Source organism: Sphingobium sp. (genome assembly GCF_041987595.1).
Classification (GTDB): domain Bacteria; phylum Pseudomonadota; class Alphaproteobacteria; order Sphingomonadales; family Sphingomonadaceae; genus Sphingobium.
On the sequence record NZ_JBHIWJ010000021.1, the window covers coordinates 35,592 to 54,722 of the forward strand.

The window sequence follows — 19,131 nt, forward strand, 5'->3', positions numbered from 1 at the left end:
GTCGGCCCATCGGACAGGGGCGGACGGCGGCGAATGCCTCATATTGGCGGTTTAGGAGGGATACTGGACCATGGCGGTGCTTGCCCTGCCGTCCGTCCCCGCTTAACGACCCCTCGATGCCCCGGCGCAAGGACATATGGAGATGCGGGATCGCCCCTCGGTCGATAGGGCAGATTCTGTCAGACGGTGGCATCGGGCCGGACGTCCATTGGCTGCCGGAGGAGCCGGACTTTACCTTTCTGGCGGACCCTTTCGGCTGGCGGGACGCAGCGGGGCTGCTCCATGTCTTTGTCGAACAATATGATTACCGCACGCGCCACGGCATCATCGAGGCGCTGCTGTTCGATGCGGAACTGCGGCTGGTCGAGCGGAGGCCCTGTCTGGCCGAGGACTGGCATCTTTCCTATCCGCAGGTCTTTGCAGGCGACGGTGCGGTCTGGATGTTGCCGGAGGCGCATCGCTCAGGCGCGTTGACCCTGTACCGCGATCATGGCTGCTTGCGCGACTGGCGACCGGAATGTCGGATCATGCTGGACTGCGTGCCGGTCGACGCCAGCATCCTGCACCATGAGGGGCGCTGGTGGCTATTCTACTCCCCCGCCACCGGCAAGTTTGCCAAACAGGCGCATCTGCACGTTGCCTGGGCGGAGACGCTCTCCGGTCGCTGGACGCCGCATCCGGGCAATCCGGTGCGGGTCGACCGGGCCTCGGCGCGGCCGGGCGGAACGGCGGTGGCGATCGGAGGCCGGATCATGCTGCCGGTGCAGGATTGCAGCGCGACCTATGGCGGCGGGGTGCGTCCCCTATGGATAGAAACGCTGGACGAGTGGCGTTTCGAGGCAGTGGCGGGCGATCCGCTTGAGCCGCCCGGTTCGGCGGGCGGCTATGGCGCGGGGATGCATACATTGGCGGCTTGTGGCGACGTCACGCTGTTTGATGCGAAGCGCATCGACACCTCGCTGCGCGGGCTGGCGCTGGACGTCAGGCGGCGGCTTGGCGGATTTGGCCGATGATCGCGCTGCCGGTCGCGGCGAAGCGGTCCCAGGAAAAGCGTTCCAGCATGTCGGCGCGGGCGGCCTGACCCATTTTCGATAGCCGCGCGGGGTCGGAGAGAAGCGCGGCCAGCGCCTTGGCCAGCGCGTCGATGTCGGCAGGCGGCACGGTGAGGCCGGTAATGTTCTGCCGGATTGACCAGGGCAACTCGCCGACCGCCGAGGCGATCACCGGTAGGCCCGCCGTCAGCGCCTCGTGCGCGGCGATGCAGAAGCCTTCGGAGCGGGAGGGCTGCACATAAAGGTGGAGGCTGGAGAGGAATTGGTGTGGGGCCGGTTCAAAGCCGGTGAAGGACAGCATGCCGAGACCCGCCCGATCCTTCAGTTCCTCCAGCCGGCTGCGTTCCGCGCCGTCGCCCGCGATGCGGATATCGAGCGGGGCGGGCGGCGTGAAGCCGTGGACCCTCAGGTGCGCAAGAGCCGCGATCAGCACGTCATGGCCCTTGACCGGATGCAGCCGCCCGAGGCTGCCGATGCGAAGCGTTTCGCCCGGCTGCCATGGCCGGGCCTGCGGCAAGGCGGGGTCGGCGGCGAAGATCGGCCAGCAGGTCAGCCGTTCCTGCGGCACGCGCAGGCGATCGGCGGTCAGCTTCGTCACCGACTGCGAGTCCCCGACCCAGAGCAGGGCGCGGGATTGCAGCAGGCGCATCAGCCGCCGGTTCCAGGTTTTGAGGAAGGCGGCATGCTGCCAGCTGATGACCGGCAGGCCCATTTGCGGGCCGAGGAGCAGGCCCAATATCGTGGCGCGGCTGAGCGAGGTCCAGATATGGGTCGCGCCCCAGGCCGCGATTTCGCGCTTCAGCCAGAGGGCGGCGGCGAGATGGTCGGTGAGGCCGCCGTCGCGGACCAGCGGGTCGAGGCCCGCTTCCATCATGGCGGGCAGGCCCCTGCGGTCGCGGGGGGTGAGGGCGAAGACGCGAACCTGCGCGCCCGCTTCGCGCAGGACGCGGGTGATGGCGGGGACGGGCTGCGCGCCGCCGCCGCCCTCCACCGAGTTGATGACATAGGCGATGCGCAGGGGGGCGATGCGCAGGGATTTGGGGCGCAGGGGTTCGGGCTGCATGACGCTCATTGGGCGAGGCTGCGGCGCCAGACCAGACCGGCGAGCAGCGCGCTTGCCAGCAGCGACTGACCCATCGCCTGAAGCCCGGCGCCCATCAGGCCCGCATGGTGCAGCAGCCATGGCAGCACCGGCAGGAAGATCAGGCTGGCGAAGAGGTTGGCGCTCATCGACAGGGCCGGATAGCCCATGGCGGAGAGGGCGGAGCTGCATGGCGGGCCGATCACGGCGATCATGCGCGCGGCGATCAGCACGACCATGACGCTGCCCGCCGCCTTGAAGGCGGAACCGGCGAGGAGGGTGACAATGGGGGTCGGGAACAGCGCCGCGACGATGGTGACGGGCGCCGCGGCGGCGAGGGCTATGCCGATCACGCGGCAGAGCGTCCGGCGCAGCGGCGCGCCGCCTTCGTCCGCCGCGACCATGCGGGCGAGTTCGGCATAAGCGGTGTTGCCCAATATCTGCGCGGGCTGGGCGATGACGACGGTGGCGCGCTGGGCAACCGCGAACAGGCCCGCCATGGCCGGACCCAGAACCCAGCCGACGATCAGCGGCGCGATGCGGCCCGCCAGTTCGCTTAAGGTGACGTCGGCGTTGCTGGCCACCAGAAAGCGCCAGATGCCCGGATTGTCCGCGCTGGCGCTGCCCTGTTCGGGGCGCTGCAATATCGCGCCGAGACGGCGATGCGCGCACCACAGGCCCATGCCCCATAGCACGGCGAATTCCGCCAGCGCGGCGGCGAGCCAGGCGGCGAGAAAGCCCTTGAGGCCCCAGCCCATCAGCAGCGCCAGCGACGCGCCCGTCAGCCGCACCAGGGGCTGGACCATATTGTGCAGGCCGATAAGGTCGAAGCGGTCGATCAGTTGCAGATAGCCGGCCGGGGCCGAGCGCACCGATCCCAGCACGGCAAAGCTGTAGGGAATGGCGAAGGCAACGGTTTCGGGCGGCCAGCCAAGGCGCGGGCCGACAAAGGGGGCCAGCGCCATGGTCGCGATGATGGCCGCCGCGCCGCCCGCCAGCTCGACCGTCGTGCCGAAGCGCAGCAGCCGCGCCAGCCGGTGCGGCGCGTCTTCCTCGCCCGCCTCCGCCCCGTAGCGGACGATCGCCTGCCAGGCGGGGAATTCGACGATGCCGCAGACCGCCGTCACATAGCCGTGAACCAGCACCAATATGCCATAGTCGCGAGGCCCCAGCGCCCGCGCGGCGATGACGAGATAGACGAGGCTGATCAGCCCGGCCCCGGCCTTTCCGCCCAGCACCAGCCCCAATCCCTTGAAAATGCGTCCGGCGGTCCCCGCGCTTTGCGTCATGATGGTGATGACGACCAGTCCTTTGCGCGCAGGGCAGTGCCATGGCCGTCGCGGGCGGCGAGCCTTTTGCCCAGAAAGCGATAGAAATACCAGTCCAATGCGGTGGCGGGGATGTAGCGGTAGAGCAGCCTTTCGGCCCGCGTCCAGCTGACCGCCTTTCGGCAGGCGCGCCGGTCGGATGGGAAGCAGACATGATCCGCATGATACAGGGCGGGGCCGTGGCGCATCACCCGGTGGACGATCTCATGATCCTCCAGCACATAGGGCCAGCGTTCCGCGTCAAAGCCTCCGGCGGCGCGCAGGGCTTGGGTGCGGAAGGCCTGGGCATAACCCCCGGCATGGCATTTGCCGGGAAAGCGGCGGCTCTTGCGCAGGATGAACGCGGCGCGCCGGCGGGATTCCGGCGTGGACGGCGGCCCGTAAAGGTCGATGGCCATGACGGCGGCGGCATCGGGATCGGCGTCGAACAGGGCGATGACGCGCTGAACATAATCGGGCGGATAATGGGTGTCGGCGTCGCAGATCGCGACGAGCGGGGTTTCCACGCGGGCGACGCCTGCCGCCATGGCGTGGATCTTGCCCGGCACCGGGCATTGGATGACGGCCGCAAGATCGCCCAGCGGCGCGGCATGGGTCGCCGCCTCATCCGCGCCCCGGTCGGTCGATCCATTGTCGACCAGCAGCAGGCGAAAGCGCCGGTCGCTCTGGGCGGCGAGGCTGTCTATGGTCGGGCCGATCCATCCCTGTTCGTTGAAAAAGGGCAGGATGATCGTCAGCTTCTGCGTCATGCCGCCCGGACTGCCGGGCGGTGCGCGACGCTCGCCCGGCGCCGTTGGGCGAGCGAAGCGATGACGTCGGCGGCGCGATCGGAGGAGGGACGGCCATCGAGGTCGAAACTTTCGTGGAACAGCCGGGCCTGAACGGCGCGATAATGGTTGTGATGTAACTGGTCCGCACGATCGAGCGCCGCGCCGAGTTCGCCAGGGTGGCTGATGACTTCGCCCGCCTGCCAATGGGTGAAATTGGGATCGCCCTGCCATTTGATGCCATGGCTGTTGAGGAAGATGCAGGGGCGCGGATGCAGCAGAAATTCATAGATCTGGCTGCTGGCGTCGCCCAGATAGATGTCGGCGGCCATGGTGTAGCTCATGTCCGTGGAGGCCCGGCTGCCGAGATCGAAATGAATGTTGTCGCCATGCAGATAGCGGTTCTCGATCGTTCCTGCGCGGTTGACGGTCAGCCGGTCGATGGTGAGGACGAAGGGGCGTTCGAACAGCATGACATGGGGCGCGAAGATCAGTTCGCGATCGTCATGACGGCCGAAAAAGTCGAGCACGTCCCGGCCATGGCGATACCATGAGGACAGATGCGGCGACACATGCGGGTTATAGAGCGCCACCGGCCGTTCGCGGGTGATATGAAGGGTCCGGCCTGCCTGCCGCACCATGTCGAACTTGGGATAGCCCACGATGCTGATCGTATCGGGATCGACCCCCGCCTCCACGATCAGGCGGCGGCGGATTTTTTCGCCCGAACAGAGCACATGGTCGAAGCGGGCGCTGGCCTTGTCGAAACCGATGGCGCGGTCCCCGGCGCCGTGACGGGTATGGACCATGAACAGATTGTCGAGACCATAGCGCGTCTTGAGCAGCAGCGACGTCTTTTCCGCGACCACCAGCATGTCGAGGCTGCGGAAGAAATCCAGATTGTCGCGGTAGAGCATCAGCTTGCCCGCCGGGATCAGCCGGCCCAGCAGGCCCGCGATCCGCGCCGATCGGGGGGCGAGCGTCAGACGGACATGCCGGATCGCGGACCCCAGCCATGGCCCCGCCAGCCGCTCGACTTCGGCCGCCAGCCGGTCATTGGTGGTGGCCACGATGACCTGCCCGTCGAACCCGCCCTTGGCGAGCGCGATGGCGATGGGCAGGCTGTGGGCGACCTGATGTATCTGGTCGTGATTGAACAGGAATCCGATGCGCATGGGGCACCGACGTCACGCTACCGATGCTACCTCAGTTGCCTTTTTGGGCGAATGTGAACTTTTTTTCAGACTGCGAACAGCTTGTTGATCGGGGCGCTGTTTTAACTACCCAGAGGCCAGGAAGCCACTTTTTCCGGAGTCGGCGGGCGGACAGAAACATGCATGTGAACGCCGATCAGGATGCCGATGTCGAAACGCTTTACGGCCTGCATCGGGCCGAGCTGCGGCGGTTGTTGCTGGCGCGGGTGGGCGATCCGGTGGAGGCGGAGGATCTGTTGCAGGAACTCTGGCTGCGTGCGCGGCAGCGCCCGGCGGGACCCGTCGACAATGGCCGCGCCTATCTGTTCCGCATGGCCCAGAATCTGGTGGTCGACCGGCTGCGGGAGCGACAGCGGCGCATGGCGCGGGAGCGGCGCTGGTCGGATCAGGAAAGCGATTTCACCCCGCCCGGCGTCGAGCCGTCCGACCGGCGCCAGACGGCCGAGGACCAGATCATCGCCCGGGAGGAGGTGGCCGCGCTGGCGTCCGCGATCGCCAACCTGCCCGACGGCGCGCGGCGGGCGTTCGAACTGCACAAGCTGGACGGGCTGAGCCATGCGGAGGTTGCGCAGCGGCTGGGGATCAGCAAGAGCGGGGTGGAGAAACATATGGCCGTCGCCATGAAATATTTGCGCCGCGCATTGCTGGGCTGAGGTAAACGGACGGGCGCGCCGTCTGTGCGAGGTAAAGGGAAGGAAGCGGTTCGGACATTGGGCGACAGGGTGATCGACGAAGCGCTGGCCTGGCAGGCCGAGCTTGCGCGCGACGACGCGGACTGGGAAGGCTATACGGCCTGGCTGGAGGCCGATCCGCGCCATCGCGAGGCCTTTGATTCCGTCGCCCTGACCGCCGCCATGGTGGACGAGCATAAGGACGGCGTCCGCGCCTTGCTGGAGGCGCAGGCGGCGCCGGTGTCCGTGTCCATTCCAGTGCCGCGACGGTCCCGCCGTTGGGCGATCGGCGGCGGTCTCGTCGCCGCGCTGGCGGTGGCGGTGGGCGTGCCGATGATGCAGGCGCCCGAAACCGTCACCAGCTATGCCGCCGGCGCCGGACGCAGCCGGACCGTGGCGCTGGCCAATGGCGCCGACATCATCCTGTCCCCTGCGAGCCGGATCGTCGTCCATGGCAGCAAGGCGGCGCGGATCGAGCTGGCGAGCGGCGAGGCCTATTTCGCCGTGCGCCATGATCCCTCGCGCACGCTGACGGTCGAGGCCGGTCCCTATCGCATCACCGACATCGGCACCCGCTTTTCCGTCAATCTGTCCGGCGGCGCATTCCGCGTCGGCGTGTCGGAGGGCACGGTCGCCGTCAGTTCCGATGAGGCGGACGGGCAGGTGCGGTTGCAGGCCGGGCAGCAATTGACCAGCGGGGCGGGCGGCGCCCTGGCGCTGGCGCCGGTCGCTGCGGCCGATATCGGCAGCTGGCGCGAGGGGCGGCTATCCTACAGCGATGCGCCGCTGGCCCTCGTCGCGGCCGACATTTCCCGCTATTCGGGCCATCGCATCATCGTCGATTCGTCGCTGGAGAACAGGCATTTTTCGGGCACGCTCGTCATTGGCGATGGATCGAGATTGTTGCCCGATCTCGCGGCCGTCATGGACCTTGCGGTCCATTCGCAGGGTGGCGGCGCCCTTCGCCTTGGCGGTGCTGCTCGCTGAGGGAAGTCCGGGGATCGGCCCGGCGCAGGCCAGGGAAAAACCGGCGGGGCAGGAACGGTTTAGTTTCGACCTTCCGGCGGGTCCGCTTTCAGCCAGCCTTTCGCGTTTTTCGGAGCTGACGGGGCTTTCCGTCGGCTATCCCGGTGCCCTGCCGGTGGTGACGGTGCGGCGGGTCAGCGGAAGCATGACGGCGGAGGCGGCGCTGCGCAAGCTTCTGGACGGCACGCATTTGCGCGCCGTGCGGGCCGGACCGCGGCTCTACCGGCTGGAGGAGGCGTTATCGCGGGCGGCTGAGCGGGCGCCGGTCCCGGCCGGGCTGCCGCCTGCGGGTCCGGGTGCGGACATCGTCGTGACCGCGCTGAAGCGGCCGCAATCGCTGGACGATGTGGCGCTGTCCGTCTCCCTCTTGGGACCCGATGGTCTGCGATCGGCCTCGCGCTCGCTGGCCAGCCGGGACATGAGCCTGAGCATGGAGGGACTGGCCATGACCAATCTGGGTCCGGGCCGGAACCGGCAGTTCATCCGGGGCGTCGCCGACAGCCCCTTTCTGGGGCAGAGCCAGTCCACCGTGGCGGTGCAGGTCGACGATGCCCGCGTGACCTATAACGCCCCCGATCCCGACCTGCGCCTGATCGACGTCGATCGGGTGGAGATATTGAAGGGGCCGCAGGGTCCGCTTTACGGATCGGGCGTGCTGGGCGGCATCTATCATGTCGTGACCCGGCGGCCGGAACTGGACGAGGCGTCCGGCTGGACGCGGCTGTCGGGATCGGTGGTGGATCATGGCGGCACGGGCAGCGGCGGGGAAGCCATGGTCAACCTGCCGCTGGTCGAGGGGCGGCTGGCGGTAAGGGCGGTCGGATACCGCTTCCTCGACGGCGGGTGGATCGACAATGAAGGGGTGGCGAACGACAGCAATGCGACCCGGACCAGCGGCCTGCGCCTTGGCCTGAAATGGGCGCTGTCGCCGGATTGGACGGTCGACGCGGGCTATGCGGTGCAGAATATCGCCTCACGCGACAGCCAATATCTGCTGGCGGCGGGCAGGGGACTGGAGCGGCCCGGCCATATTCCCGAACCCACGGACAATGACTTCATGCTGGTGCATGGCACGGTCACCGGGCGTCTGGGCGGCCTGCAACTGCTGTCGGCCACCAGCTATGTCAGAAATGCCTTTGGCTATGGGCTGGACGCCAGCGCCGCCGCCGCGGATTTCGGCCTGTCGGGCGCGGCCTGGTTCAACGACGACCGCCATTATTCGCTGTTCAATCAGGAGGTGCGCCTGTCATCCGGCAAGGGCAGCAGCTGGGTTGCGGGCGCATCCTATCTGCGGGCGGTGGCCAGCGACCGGGCGATCGTGACCGGGGCGAGCGGAACGCCGCGCACGGTCGAGCAGACCCACCGCATCGTCACGGAATATGCGCTGTTCGGGGAGGCCACCGTGCCGGTCATGGCGCGGCTCGACGCCACGCTGGGGGCGCGCCTCTTCTATTCGCTGGCGCAGGATGAAACGCGGGAGGCGGGCAAGAGGCGGGTCGATGAATCGACCGGCAAGATCATCCTGTCGCCCAGCCTGTCTCTGGCCTATCATCTTGCGGGCGGCGGGATAGTGTATCTGCGCTATGCGCGGGCGATGCGCCCGGGCGGCCTCGCGCCGTCGGGCATGACCGCGTCGGGCCATTTCGACGCCGATGAGCTGGGCACGTTCGACCTCGGCATGCGCCGCGGCTTCTGGGGAGATCGGCTGCTGCTGTCAGGCAGCGCCTATTATACCGACTGGCAGGAGATCCAGTCCGACTATCTGCTCGCCAACGGCCTGATCACGACCCGCAATGCCGGGCGCGGCCGCATCATCGGGGTGGAGGCGGCGGCGGACTGGCAGATCGGGGCGGGCTTTACCCTGACGCTGGGCGGGTCGGCGCAGGATGCGCGGCTGACCCGCACGGAAAACGGCACCGAACTGGAGGACCGCCGGCTGCCGATCACGCCGGGTCTGTCCGGCCGCGCCGCTCTGTCGCGCAGCTACAGGTGGGGCGGATGGAGCGGGCAGACCGCGGTTCAGGCCAATTATATCGGCAAGGCGCGGCTGAGTTTCGACGATGATCTGGATCGCGCCATGCAGCCTTATACGACCGTGGCGGTCAATTCGACGCTGGAGCGCGGGCCATGGACGGCAGGCCTGCGCATCGACAATCTGTTCGACTTGCGCGGCGACAGCTTCGCCTTCGGCAATCCCTTCTCGATCCGGGTCGCGCCGCAATATACGCCGCTGCGGCCGCGCGCGTTCACGCTTTCGCTGGCGCGGCGCTGGTGAGCGGCTTTACGTCGTAAATGGCGGTGTAGCCGACATGGTCCGACAACATGCTGCCGTCGGCGGCATGACCGAAGGGCACGTCGATGCCGCGCAGGGAAAAGGCCATGGTGCGCCCTGCGGCGAAGAACTCCCAGTCCCGCGCCCGATAGCGGGAATATTGCGCGTCGCCGCTCAGCGGAATGGCCTTGCGGGCGGCCTCGTCATAGGCGTCCGCCACCGTCGCTCCGGGCAGCCATTGCCGGAACGCGCCGCCGAGCAGGCCGCTGCGCCGGGCGGGATCATGCCCCATGTTGAAGTCGCCCGCGACGATCAGCGCGTCGCGGGGGTCGTGATTGCGGCGGATGAAATCGCCAAGACAGGCCAGTTGCACGCCATAGGCATGGTTCGACCGATCATTGGGCACACCCGATGCGCGGCGGCTGTTGAGATGGGTGGTGATGATGTCGACCGGATCGGCCCGTCCCGGCAATGTGATCCGGGCCAGCAGCGCGCCCTTGTTGGCCAGGCAGTCGAACCCCGCGCAGGCGAAGGCGGGGAAAACGATCCTGCGGCTGTCGGCGATGGGGTAGTCGGAAAGGATCTGCAAGCCGCTGCCGACGAATTTGGGCAGCCCTTCGCCGTGCCGCCAGCTTTCGGCGGCGGCAAAGGCGCGGTCGCTGGCGGTCGGCGCCTGACCGTTGACCGCGTCCTGATCCGCGCCGGTGGCGATGTAGCGATAGCCCGCATTGCGCCCGATCGCCTGCGCCTCTTGCGTGAAGGCTTCCTGCAGGACGACGACATGGGGGTTGCGGCCCTCGCTGCGCAGCAGGCGGAGCCTGGCCGCGATGCGGGTAAAGTCCGCGTCCCGGCCCCATGCGACGGGCCAGGGCAGGCCGTGGATGTTGTAGGTCATCACCGACAGGGTGCCGTCAAAGGAGCGCGGCGCATCGGGAAGGAAGGAACTGCGCGTATCGGCGGACGGCGCTAGAGCGAGCAATGCGGCAGCCGCCAGAACCCGAAAGGCTTGACCGAGGATGGACAAGGGCCGCTCTCCTGAAAGCATTGGGCATCTGACGGCGGCCTCAGGGCTTCACCTCAGTCCTGCGCGGAGAGAAAATCGCGCCCTTTGGCGACGCGCCGGCAACGCCTACCCATAATCGCAATTGAGCGCGGCCTTGATCTTGTGAGAATTTCAGCAGGATGAGGGAAGCGGGGTCAGGGCGTCTTCAGGAGCGGTTGGGCCGGCTGCGGCTCCTTGCGAAACAGTATATCGGCGCCGATCCCGAATGGCTGATTTCCAACGGGCGGCTCGTATCGGCGCTGTTTGCGGCGCTGGCCATCTATCTGGACCCGACCCGGCCCGCAAAATCGCTGAGCGACGTGCATATCGTTCTTGCGGCCTATGTGGCCTTTTCGCTTTTTCTGACCCTGCGTCCGCTGCGCAGGCCGCTGGGCAGTCCGGCGCATCTGCTCATCCACGGGCTGGACGTGCTGGCGCTGGGCTTGCTGGTCTATCTGACCGACGAGCTGGACAGTCCCTTTTTCCCCTTCGTGCCCTTCATCCTGCTGGCCACGACCATGCGCTGGGGGATGCGGGGCGCGGTGCTGGGCGCGCTGGCCATGGAGATGATGATGATCGCCGTGGGTTGGGGGGACCTGACGGACGGGGATTCGGAACTCAATGTCGTCATCATGCGGTCGGCCTATTTCCTCGTAGCGGCGGCGATGCTGGGCTATTTCGGCGCCTATCGGGCGCGCAGCAGCCATCGGCTGGGCCAACTCGCATCCTGGTCGGCGGCCCCCGCCAGTCTGGACGAGCCGGAATGGCTCCATGACGTGCTGAGCCATGCGTCTAGCGTGCTGGGCGCGTCCAAGCTGGTGCTGGTCTGGCATGATCGCGACGAGCCGAAGGGACAGCTGGCGATGTTCGGCCCGGCCGGGCTGTCGGTCGCGGATGATCCCGGCGAGCCTTTCTGGAAGGCGAGATGGCAGAGTCCGGGGCCCGCGCTTCTGCCGCCCAGGGCCGAACGCAGCGAATTGGAGATGATCGTCGCGGCCACGGGCTGGCAGGATCTGGCCGCGAGTCTGGACAGCTGCCACAGCGCTTCCTTCTGCGGGCTGCGCTATGCCGGGCGGCTGCATGTGCTGGACGCGCAATATCGGCATGAGGACGCCGCTTCACTGGCGCGGATCACGGCGCTGCGCATCGGCCATGAGCTGGAACGCTTCGCGCTGACGCAGGCCATCGCGGACAGCGCCCGCGATCAGGAGCGGGTCAGGTTGGCGCGCGATCTGCATGACAGCGTGTTGCAGGATCTGACGGCGGCGCGGCTCAAGCTGAAGGCGGCGGCCATGGCCGTGCCCGATCCTGCGCAGCAGTCGCTTCAGGCCGTCGGCGCGCTGATGGTCGAACAGCAGCGTCGCATCCGCCTGTTCGTCGAACGGAGCCGCAAGGCCGACATCGCCTTCCTGCGGCATCTTTCGGCCAGCCTGTCGCAAAATGTGAACGATCTGTGCGATCAATGGGGCTGCGACATCGATCTGCGCATTGATCCGCCCGGCATGGAGGCGCCTGCAACCGTCCACCGCGAACTGGCGCAACTCTTGTCCGAAGCGACCGCCAACGCCGTGCGTCATGGCGGGGCGACGCGGCTTCAGGTCGAACTGTGCCAGGTCGCGCATGGTCTGAGCCTCAGCATCGCCGACAATGGCTGCGGCATGATCGCCGGGGAAAGCTGCGCGCCGCCATGGCCCCGATCCCTTCACGCCAGAGTGGAAGATATGGACGGTAGCCTGGCCATCACCCGCTATGCCCCCGGTCTGGCGCTGCGGATCGAGCTTCCCTTCGCCATGGTTGATCGGCGGTGACCCCCTATCGCGTCTTTCTGGTGGACGATCATCCGGTTCTGCTTCGCGGCCTGGCCGACCTGGTCGCCATGGAGCCAGATTTTCAGGTCGTAGGCAGCACGACGGAGGGCAGCAACGCCTTCGCCATGATCGACCGGCTGAAGCCGGATCTTGCGGTGCTGGACATCAACATGCCCGACGTCAGCGGCATGGCGGTCCTGCGGCGGATCTGGAGCGCAGACCTGCCGGTGCGCACCATCTTCCTGACGGCGATGATCACGCCGTCCCAGGCCGCGGAGGCGCTGGCCCATGGCATATGGGGCATCTTGCTGAAGGAGGCGGCGCCCGACACGCTGATCGACTGCCTGCGCAGCGTCGCCGCCGGACGCCGCTGGTTTGCGGAAGAGGTGGCCGCCAAGTTGGCGCCCCTGCCGTCGCAGCAGGTTCCGCCGGGGCTTTCCGGCCTGACGCCGCGTGAAAGGGAAATTGCCGGACTGGCATGCAGCGGCCTGTCCAACCGGCTGATCGCCCGCCAGCTTGGCGCGGGCGAAGGCACGGTGAAAATCCATCTGCACAACATCTTCCAGAAGCTGCGGATCAACAACCGCACCGCCCTTGCCGCGCTCTATTATCAGAGGGAGGATGAGAGCGCCGCAAATGGGGATAGCTGGAAGGGGTAGGGCACAGCCCTTTCGAACTATATAATTTCATGGATTCCGGCGTTCGGCCCACAGCCCTTAATTTGCTCCTCAACCGAAACGAGATTGGGGGAAAGGCCATGGCGACGCAGATTCGGGACGCGCTTCCGCACCTGCCCTGCATGTTGAAACCGGACCTGTTATCGCTGGAGGATGCGATGGCGCTGGATATGGGGCGAGCCAACCGGCTCTATGCCGATCATCTCAATCGCCACATGTTGCAGATTTTCGGCATATTGGGCCTTGACCGGATGGACGTGCGGGCAGCGGAGGGCACCGTGCTGCATCTGGCCGACGGGCGGCAGATACTGGATTTTTCCACGGGCATGGGGGTCGTGGGGCTGGGCCATAATCACCCCCGCGTGATCGCGGCCGAACGCATGTGCCATGAGCGGCGGCTGCTCGACTGTTCCAAACTCTCGCCCAGCAAATTGCAGGCGGCGCTGGCCTATAATCTGGCGCAGATATTGCCGGACCCGCTGGACACCAGCTTCTTCACCACATCGGGCGCGGAGGCGAACGAGGCGGCGATGAAGCTGGCCGAACGCATCCAGACGCCCAAGGGCAAGCGCAAATTCCTGTGCATGCGCGGCGCCTTTCACGGCAAGACCCATGGCGCGCTGGCGCTGACGACGGCGACCGACGTGCACAAGGGTTTCCTGCTGGGCATCCCCAGGGAGCATGTCGTCTATGTCCCCTATGGCGACATCGATGCCTTGCGCGCCGCGATCGAGGCGGAGGGCATGGCCGGCGGCGGCAACGGCATCATCGCCGCCATGATCGAGCCGATCCGGGGCACCGCCTGCGAAGTGCCGCCGCCCGGCTATCTGCGCCAATTCGTGCAGCTTTGCCGGGAGCACGACATCCTCTCCATCTTCGACGAGGTGAAGGTGGGGACAGGCCGCACCGGCCGCTTTTGCGCCTTCATGCATGAAGATACGGTGCCCGACATCGTCACGCTGGCGAAGACTTTGGGCGGGGGCAAGGTCGCCATGGGGGCGGCGGTGACGTCGAAGGCGCTGTTCGAGCGCGCCTATGGCAATCGCGACGACTGCAATCTGCACAGTTCGACCTTCAGCGGCCTTGGCGAAAGCTGCGCGGTGGCGATCGAGACGTTGAACGCCCTTTATGACGAGGGCCTGATAGACAATGCGGCGGAAATGGGCGCCTATCTGGGGGCGCGGCTGGAGGGGTTGAAGGCGCGGCATCCCCGCACGCTGATCGATGTGCGCGGACGCGGGCTGTTCCGGGCGATCCGGCTGAATTTCCGCGAGGATCTGGTGGCGAAACTGATCGACGTGTCGAACAATCCGCTGTTCCTGACCTATCAGTCCGTGCTGATCGGGGCGGTGGCGCGGCAGCTTTATGAACGGCACAATGTCCTTGTCCATTTCCAGCCGGGGGCGCGGGACATATTGCACTTCATGCCGCCCTTCGTCGTGATGGAGGAGGAGATCGACCAGCTGGTCGACGGGCTGGACGAAATATTCGCCCGCGGGATCGCCGATTCCGCGTTGCGTTTCGTGGCGGAAAATGCCCGGCGCCTGATTGGCCGCCCATGGGCGAGGGATCACTGAACATGCTGCATGTCCCGGCGCGGGAGGCCCCCGTCCTGCCCTCCGTGGCCCCGCCTGCGCCCGATCGCATCTGCGCGCTGGGCTTTCCGCTGGTGGCGGCGCTGTTCTTCATCCTGTCGACCCGCCATGGCATCGGCATCCTGCCGGACAGCACCCGCTATATGGGACTGGCGGCCCGACCCTGGGATGCGCCGCTCTATCCGGCGCTGCTGTTCGGGCTGAGCGCGACCGGCGTGGACATAGCCAGGGCCGCATGGGTCGCGGGTCTTGTGCTGAGCGCGCTCAATGCCTTTCTGGTCTGGACCCTGTTACGGCAGGCGGCCGGGCGCCCCGGCCCCGCCGCGCTCGGCACGGTGCTGATCGTGATCGCGCCGCAAAGCGTGGCGCTGCATGCGCTCGCCATGTCGGAGCCGCTGTTTCTGACGATGATCCTTGCGACGATGCTGGCCTTGCTGCGCTATGTGCGGACGGACGACCGGCGCTGGTTGCTGGCGGCGGGATGCGGGGTGGGGCTGGCGTCGCTGGCGCGCTTTACCGGGCCGCCGCTGGGGGCGGCGATCGGCCTGTTCCTGCTGATCGATCCGCGCTGGCCGATGCGACGGCGGATCGGCGACGTCCTGACCGTCGCGGCGCCCTCCGCCCTGCTGTTTCTTGGCTGGGCGGCGCTTAGCGAATGGCTGGTCGGGCGGTCGACCGGCCGTCCGCTCGAATGGTATGGCAATATGACCGCGCAGGACTGGCTCACCAGCTTCAACGCGCTGACCGCCTGGATCGCGCCGGACAATGTGCCCTTTGCGCTCCGCAGCGCGCTGTTCCTGACCGCGCTGGCAGCCAGTGTGGCGCTATGGGTGCGTCATGTGCGGGCCATGCTGGCCGAAAGCCGGGTGGATGCGTCGGCGCTGGCCGTTCCCTTGGGGTTTTTCTTCTTCGCCTATCTGGGCTTCATTGTGCTGGCGACCTCGATCGAGGCCAATCTGCATCTCAACAGCCGCTATGCCTTTCCGATCTATTGCACCAGCATCATGACGATGACCATCGTTATGGCACGGCGCTTGCCCCGTGCCGGGTGGGCGCGGATTTCCCATGCCGGGCTGACGGGCCTCGCGCTCTGCATGATGGTCAGCCATATGCTGCGCACCGCCGAGCGGACCCGGCAGGCCTGGCGGGAAGGCGTGGGCTATGCCTCGCTGCAATGGACCGGATCGCCGACCCTGGCGGCGGTCGGAGCCTTGCCGCAGGGAGCTATTCTCTACAGCAACGGGCCGGATGCCATCGGTTATGTCCTGCGTCGTCCTGCGCGCAACATTCCCGCGCCGATCATGCTGCGCACGGGTCGGGAGGACCCGGATTTCCCCTATGCCGCGCAACTGGCCGAAGCCCGGTCGGCGCTGGCGCAGGGTCATGCCTATGTCGTGTTTCTGAACCGCGTCGACTGGCGCTTTTACATGGCCGGCGAGGCCGAGCTGGTGCGGCGCCTGAACCTGCGGCTCGTCGCGCGCAGGGCCGACGGCGCCATCTATAGCGGCAGCTGAACCGCAGGCCGCCCCGACCGGGAAAAGGGCAGCCAGACGATCGCGAACAGGGCGGTGGGCGCCCAGAGCAGCAGATGCGCCAGCAACAGCACGGCGGCTGCCATGTCCGGCGCGATCCCGCTGCGGGTGAAAGCCTCCAGCCCGAACAGCTCGAACGTGCCGAAATGGCCCGGCAGGCCGGGGACCAGCGTGCCCAATGTGCTGGCGGTGAAGGCGGCCATGGGCGCGATCCACCGGCCGGGCGCGCCGCTGAGGCTCACCCAGGCGCCGAGGAACAGCAGCGCTTCAAGCAGCCAGCAGGTCAGGGAGACGGCGGTGAGCAGCATGATCCGGCGGAAGGAGCGCAGCACCCGGAAGGCCGTCATCATGTCATGCAGCCCGTGCCCGATGCGGTGGAGCAACCGGCCTTTGGCGGCGGGCGTCACCGGCCATGGCGGGAGGCGGCCGAGGGCGAGGGGGGCGGCGACGATCGCCAGCATGGCCGCGCCGGTCAGCAGCCAGCCGCCGGGCGCGGGAAGGTGCCGGCCCAGCAGCATGGCGCAGAGCAGCAGCAGCGTCGCCAGATCATAGAAACGCTCGATCACCATCGCTCCCAGCACGCTGCCGGTCCGCAGCGCCATCGATCGCTGGAACCAGCCGAGACGGAACAGGTCGCCAGCGCGCAGCGGCAACAGGTCGCTGATGCCGAAGCTGGCGACGAAAGGGGCGGGGACGGCGCGAAAGGGCAGTTTCCGGCCGGCGACGGCCTGCAACAGCATCCAGAAACGCACTGACCGTAGCAGGAAATCGAGTCCATAGGCGAGAAGGCCGATGATGATCGGCAGGCCCGATGCGCGCCGCAGCATCGCCATGGCGGCATGCCAGTCGATCTGGCACAGGAAGAGGAGGAGCAGCAGGGCGCCGACGCCGCAATGCAGAGCGATGCGCAGGCCGGGCCTTAAGGTCAGGCGCCAGAAATGATCCTGCCGGTCGCTCATGACGGCATGCTATGGCAGCTTGGGACGGCGCGTCATGGGCGCGAAGGAATTACTCCGCTTGCTCCGTTCCCAGGGCATGGCGCGCCGCCGTCATGATCTCGCCGGACAGCGCCGGATCGCCGACCCCGCGTGCCAGCACCATGGCGCCGACCAGCTGGGCCATTCGCGTCAGCGCCTCCTCGCGGGACAGGCCGCTGGACATGGTTTCGATGATGCCGGTCAGCACCTCGAACCCGTCCCGATAGGCGTGGGCCAGCCCGCCGCCGCGCCGCGCCGCGTCGGGACCCAGGGCGATCAGGGCGCAGCCCGTTTCCGGCGCATCGCGATTGCGGGCGCTCAGATAATTGGCCGCTATGGCCGCCGCGGCCTTTTCCGGACCTGCCGCCTCCGCAATGGCGCGCCATTTATCGGCGCTTTTCGCCAGGGATGCGGCGCAGGCCTCGGCTGCGAGGGCCTCTTTCGAAGGAAATTGATTGTAGAAGCCGCCATGCGTCAGGCCGGATTCGCGCATCACTTCATTGATGCCGACGCCGTCCACGCCATGCGCCCGGAACAGCCGCGAAGCCGTCTCCACCACCTTGTCCCGGTTGCGGGCCGCCTGTTCCCTGCTGACCTTCATATCCATATCGCTCCGATTGGCCTCTTGATCTTATATATGATAATCGTCATTTAACGCCAGTCCGATTTTCGCCGAAAGGGATGTCATGCTGTCCAACCTAATCGCGCGCAGGCTGGCGGCGCGCCATGTCCATTATGGCTGGGCCGTGCTGGGCACGACCTTCCTGACCATGCTGGTGGTCGCGGGCGCGGTCGGCGCGCCGGGCGTGTTCATCGTGCCGCTGGAAAAGGAATTCGGCTGGAGCGCGGCCGATATTTCCGGCGCGCTGGCGATCCGATTCCTGCTCTTTGGCGGCATGGGGCCGTTCGCCGCCGCCTTTATGAATCGCTTTGGCGTGCGGCGGATGATGCTGATTTCTTTGAGCATCATCATCATCGGCCTGCTGCTGTCGCTGGGCATGAGCCGATTGTGGCAGCTTGTGCTGCTATGGGGCGTCGTGATCGGAATAGGCACAGGGCTGACCGCCATGGTGCTGGGCGCGACGGTCGCGACGCGCTGGTTCACGCAGAGACGCGGGCTGGTCATGGGCCTGTTGTCGGCCAGTACGGCGACGGGCCAACTGGCCTTCCTGCCGCTGCTGGCCAGCCTGACCGGCCATTTCGGGTGGCGCGCGGCGGTGATGCTGGTGTGTGGCGTGATCCTGCTGGCGGCGGTGGCGGCCCTGTTGTTGATGCGCGATCGCCCCTCCGACCTTGGCCTGCCGCCCTATGGCGAGGCGGAGATTCACCCCGCGCCATCCCAGCCCGCCAGTCTGGGCGCCCTCCTGATGACGCCGCTGCATGTGCTCAGGGACGCTGCGCGGGTGCCGACTTTCTGGATCCTCTTCTTTTCCTTCTTTATCTGTGGCGCCAGCACCAATGGTCTCGTCCAGACCCATTTCATTTCGCTTTGCGGTGACTATGGGCTGGCTGCGGTGGGCGCGGCATCGATGCTGGCGATGATGGGGCTGTTCGACTTTGCGGGCACGCTCGGGTCTGGCTGGCTGTCCGACAGGTTCGACAATCGCTGGCTGCTATTCTGGTATTACGGGCTGCGCGGGTTGTCGCTGCTCTATCTCCCGTTCAGCGATTTCTCGCTCTACAGCCTGTCGATCTTCGCCATGTTCTACGGTCTGGACTGGGTGGCGACCGTGCCGCCGACGGTCAGGCTGACCGCCCAGCGTTTCGGTGCGGAGCGGGCGAACATCGTGTTCGGCTGGATCTTCGCCGGGCACCAGCTTGGCGCGGCGAGCGCGGCGCTGGCGGGCGGCCTTTCCCGGACGGTGTGGCAAAGCTATATGCCCGCCTTCGTCGCGGCAGGCATTTTGTGCCTGATCGGCGCGGCGCTGGTGTTGATGATCAATCGCGGGCGCAGCAAGGCTTTGGCCCCCGCCTGAAGGAAGGGATGATGCTGAACGGCTGGTATGCCCAGCGCAACGGGCCGGACGGTTTCATCACGCCCGCCGGGCTGCCCGCGCAGATCGAGGTGCAGCAACTGGCCTCGGCTCGG

The 19,131-nt window shown here is 67.1% G+C and carries 16 protein-coding genes; 9 read left to right on the top strand and 7 right to left on the bottom strand.

From position 1 onward, the window contains the following. Positions 1–116 precede the first annotated feature (116 nt). Positions 117–1,013 carry a formyl transferase gene (locus ACFC3J_RS07935; protein ID WP_375195642.1) on the top strand — a complete coding sequence of 299 codons (897 nt, stop codon included), beginning with the start codon at positions 117–119 and terminating at the stop codon, positions 1,011–1,013. On the opposite strand, the gene ACFC3J_RS07940 is transcribed toward ACFC3J_RS07935, so the two are convergent. The 4 genes from ACFC3J_RS07940 to ACFC3J_RS07955 are packed head-to-tail and all read right to left on the bottom strand — an operon-like array spanning position 982 to position 5,403. Beyond that, positions 982–2,115: a glycosyltransferase family 4 protein gene (locus ACFC3J_RS07940; protein ID WP_375195643.1), complete on the bottom strand. Its 1,134-nt coding sequence runs from the start codon at positions 2,113–2,115 to the stop codon at positions 982–984. The two genes, ACFC3J_RS07935 and ACFC3J_RS07940, sit on opposite strands and share 32 nt — an antisense overlap. Before the next feature lie 5 nt (positions 2,116–2,120). Then, complete coding sequence (locus ACFC3J_RS07945; protein ID WP_375195644.1) at positions 2,121–3,422, bottom strand: lipopolysaccharide biosynthesis protein; 1,302 nt, start codon at positions 3,420–3,422, stop codon at positions 2,121–2,123. Continuing rightward, a complete protein-coding gene (locus tag ACFC3J_RS07950; RefSeq protein WP_375195645.1) occupies positions 3,419–4,210 on the bottom strand; it encodes a glycosyltransferase family 2 protein in 792 nt (263 codons plus the stop codon). The genes ACFC3J_RS07945 and ACFC3J_RS07950 overlap by 4 nt, the downstream gene beginning before the upstream one ends. After that, a complete protein-coding gene (locus ACFC3J_RS07955) occupies positions 4,207–5,403 on the bottom strand; it encodes a hypothetical protein (protein ID WP_375195646.1) in 1,197 nt (398 codons plus the stop codon). Before ACFC3J_RS07955 ends, ACFC3J_RS07950 begins: the two co-directional genes overlap by 4 nt. 164 nt (positions 5,404–5,567) lie before the next feature. Here ACFC3J_RS07955 and ACFC3J_RS07960 point away from each other — a divergent pair, with 164 nt between their 5' ends. The 3 genes from ACFC3J_RS07960 (at position 5,568) to ACFC3J_RS07970 (ending at position 9,414) form a co-directional block, all read left to right on the top strand. Further along, positions 5,568–6,095, top strand: coding sequence for an RNA polymerase sigma factor (locus ACFC3J_RS07960; RefSeq protein ID WP_375195647.1), 528 nt, complete (start codon positions 5,568–5,570; stop codon positions 6,093–6,095). Between the two features lie 69 nt (positions 6,096–6,164). Beyond that, positions 6,165–7,100: a FecR domain-containing protein gene (locus ACFC3J_RS07965; RefSeq protein ID WP_375195648.1), complete on the top strand. Its 936-nt coding sequence runs from the start codon at positions 6,165–6,167 to the stop codon at positions 7,098–7,100. After that, complete coding sequence (locus ACFC3J_RS07970) at positions 7,045–9,414, top strand: TonB-dependent receptor domain-containing protein (RefSeq protein ID WP_375195649.1); 2,370 nt, start codon at positions 7,045–7,047, stop codon at positions 9,412–9,414. Before ACFC3J_RS07965 ends, ACFC3J_RS07970 begins: the two co-directional genes overlap by 56 nt. On the opposite strand, the gene ACFC3J_RS07975 is transcribed toward ACFC3J_RS07970, so the two are convergent. Continuing rightward, entirely contained in the window at positions 9,386–10,435 is a 1,050-nt protein-coding gene (locus ACFC3J_RS07975; RefSeq protein ID WP_375195650.1) for an endonuclease/exonuclease/phosphatase family protein, read from the bottom strand. The two genes, ACFC3J_RS07970 and ACFC3J_RS07975, sit on opposite strands and share 29 nt — an antisense overlap. Before the next feature lie 158 nt (positions 10,436–10,593). Here ACFC3J_RS07975 and ACFC3J_RS07980 point away from each other — a divergent pair, with 158 nt between their 5' ends. The 4 genes from ACFC3J_RS07980 (at position 10,594) to ACFC3J_RS07995 (ending at position 16,047) form a co-directional block, all read left to right on the top strand. Beyond that, a complete protein-coding gene (locus tag ACFC3J_RS07980) occupies positions 10,594–12,261 on the top strand; it encodes a histidine kinase (RefSeq protein ID WP_375195651.1) in 1,668 nt (555 codons plus the stop codon). Further along, a complete protein-coding gene (locus tag ACFC3J_RS07985; RefSeq protein ID WP_375195652.1) occupies positions 12,258–12,920 on the top strand; it encodes a response regulator in 663 nt (220 codons plus the stop codon). Before ACFC3J_RS07980 ends, ACFC3J_RS07985 begins: the two co-directional genes overlap by 4 nt. Positions 12,921–13,018: 98 nt before the next feature. Further along, positions 13,019–14,515, top strand: coding sequence for an aspartate aminotransferase family protein (locus ACFC3J_RS07990; protein ID WP_375195653.1), 1,497 nt, complete (start codon positions 13,019–13,021; stop codon positions 14,513–14,515). Positions 14,516–14,517: 2 nt separating this feature from the next. Further along, a complete protein-coding gene (locus ACFC3J_RS07995; RefSeq protein WP_375195654.1) occupies positions 14,518–16,047 on the top strand; it encodes an ArnT family glycosyltransferase in 1,530 nt (509 codons plus the stop codon). On the opposite strand, the gene ACFC3J_RS08000 is transcribed toward ACFC3J_RS07995, so the two are convergent. Both ACFC3J_RS08000 and ACFC3J_RS08005 read right to left on the bottom strand, forming a co-directional pair. Next, positions 16,032–17,024 (bottom strand): lysylphosphatidylglycerol synthase transmembrane domain-containing protein, encoded by a 993-nt coding sequence (locus ACFC3J_RS08000; RefSeq protein ID WP_375195655.1) that lies wholly within the window; start codon positions 17,022–17,024, stop codon positions 16,032–16,034. The genes ACFC3J_RS07995 and ACFC3J_RS08000 overlap by 16 nt on opposite strands. A gap of 49 nt (positions 17,025–17,073) precedes the next feature. Then, a complete protein-coding gene (locus ACFC3J_RS08005) occupies positions 17,074–17,649 on the bottom strand; it encodes a TetR/AcrR family transcriptional regulator (RefSeq protein ID WP_375195656.1) in 576 nt (191 codons plus the stop codon). 79 nt (positions 17,650–17,728) lie between these two features. Here ACFC3J_RS08005 and ACFC3J_RS08010 point away from each other — a divergent pair, with 79 nt between their 5' ends. Beyond that, complete coding sequence (locus ACFC3J_RS08010; RefSeq protein ID WP_375195657.1) at positions 17,729–19,018, top strand: MFS transporter; 1,290 nt, start codon at positions 17,729–17,731, stop codon at positions 19,016–19,018. Positions 19,019–19,131: the final 113 nt, after the last annotated feature.

Bases quoted from the DNA above. Each gene is read 5' to 3' on its own strand.
- ACFC3J_RS07935 (WP_375195642.1), top strand. From the start codon at position 117: ATGCCCCGGCGCAAGGACATATGGAGATGCGGGATCGCCCCTCGGTCG.
- ACFC3J_RS07940 (WP_375195643.1), bottom strand. From the start codon at position 2,115: ATGCAGCCCGAACCCCTGCGCCCCAAATCCCTGCGCATCGCCCCCCTG.
- ACFC3J_RS07945 (WP_375195644.1), bottom strand. From the start codon at position 3,422: ATGACGCAAAGCGCGGGGACCGCCGGACGCATTTTCAAGGGATTGGGG.
- ACFC3J_RS07950 (WP_375195645.1), bottom strand. From the start codon at position 4,210: ATGACGCAGAAGCTGACGATCATCCTGCCCTTTTTCAACGAACAGGGA.
- ACFC3J_RS07955 (WP_375195646.1), bottom strand. From the start codon at position 5,403: ATGCGCATCGGATTCCTGTTCAATCACGACCAGATACATCAGGTCGCC.
- ACFC3J_RS07980 (WP_375195651.1), top strand. From the start codon at position 10,594: ATGAGGGAAGCGGGGTCAGGGCGTCTTCAGGAGCGGTTGGGCCGGCTG.
- ACFC3J_RS07990 (WP_375195653.1), top strand. From the start codon at position 13,019: ATGGCGACGCAGATTCGGGACGCGCTTCCGCACCTGCCCTGCATGTTG.
- ACFC3J_RS07995 (WP_375195654.1), top strand. From the start codon at position 14,518: ATGCTGCATGTCCCGGCGCGGGAGGCCCCCGTCCTGCCCTCCGTGGCC.
- ACFC3J_RS08000 (WP_375195655.1), bottom strand. From the start codon at position 17,024: ATGAGCGACCGGCAGGATCATTTCTGGCGCCTGACCTTAAGGCCCGGC.
- ACFC3J_RS08005 (WP_375195656.1), bottom strand. From the start codon at position 17,649: ATGGATATGAAGGTCAGCAGGGAACAGGCGGCCCGCAACCGGGACAAG.
- ACFC3J_RS08010 (WP_375195657.1), top strand. From the start codon at position 17,729: ATGCTGTCCAACCTAATCGCGCGCAGGCTGGCGGCGCGCCATGTCCAT.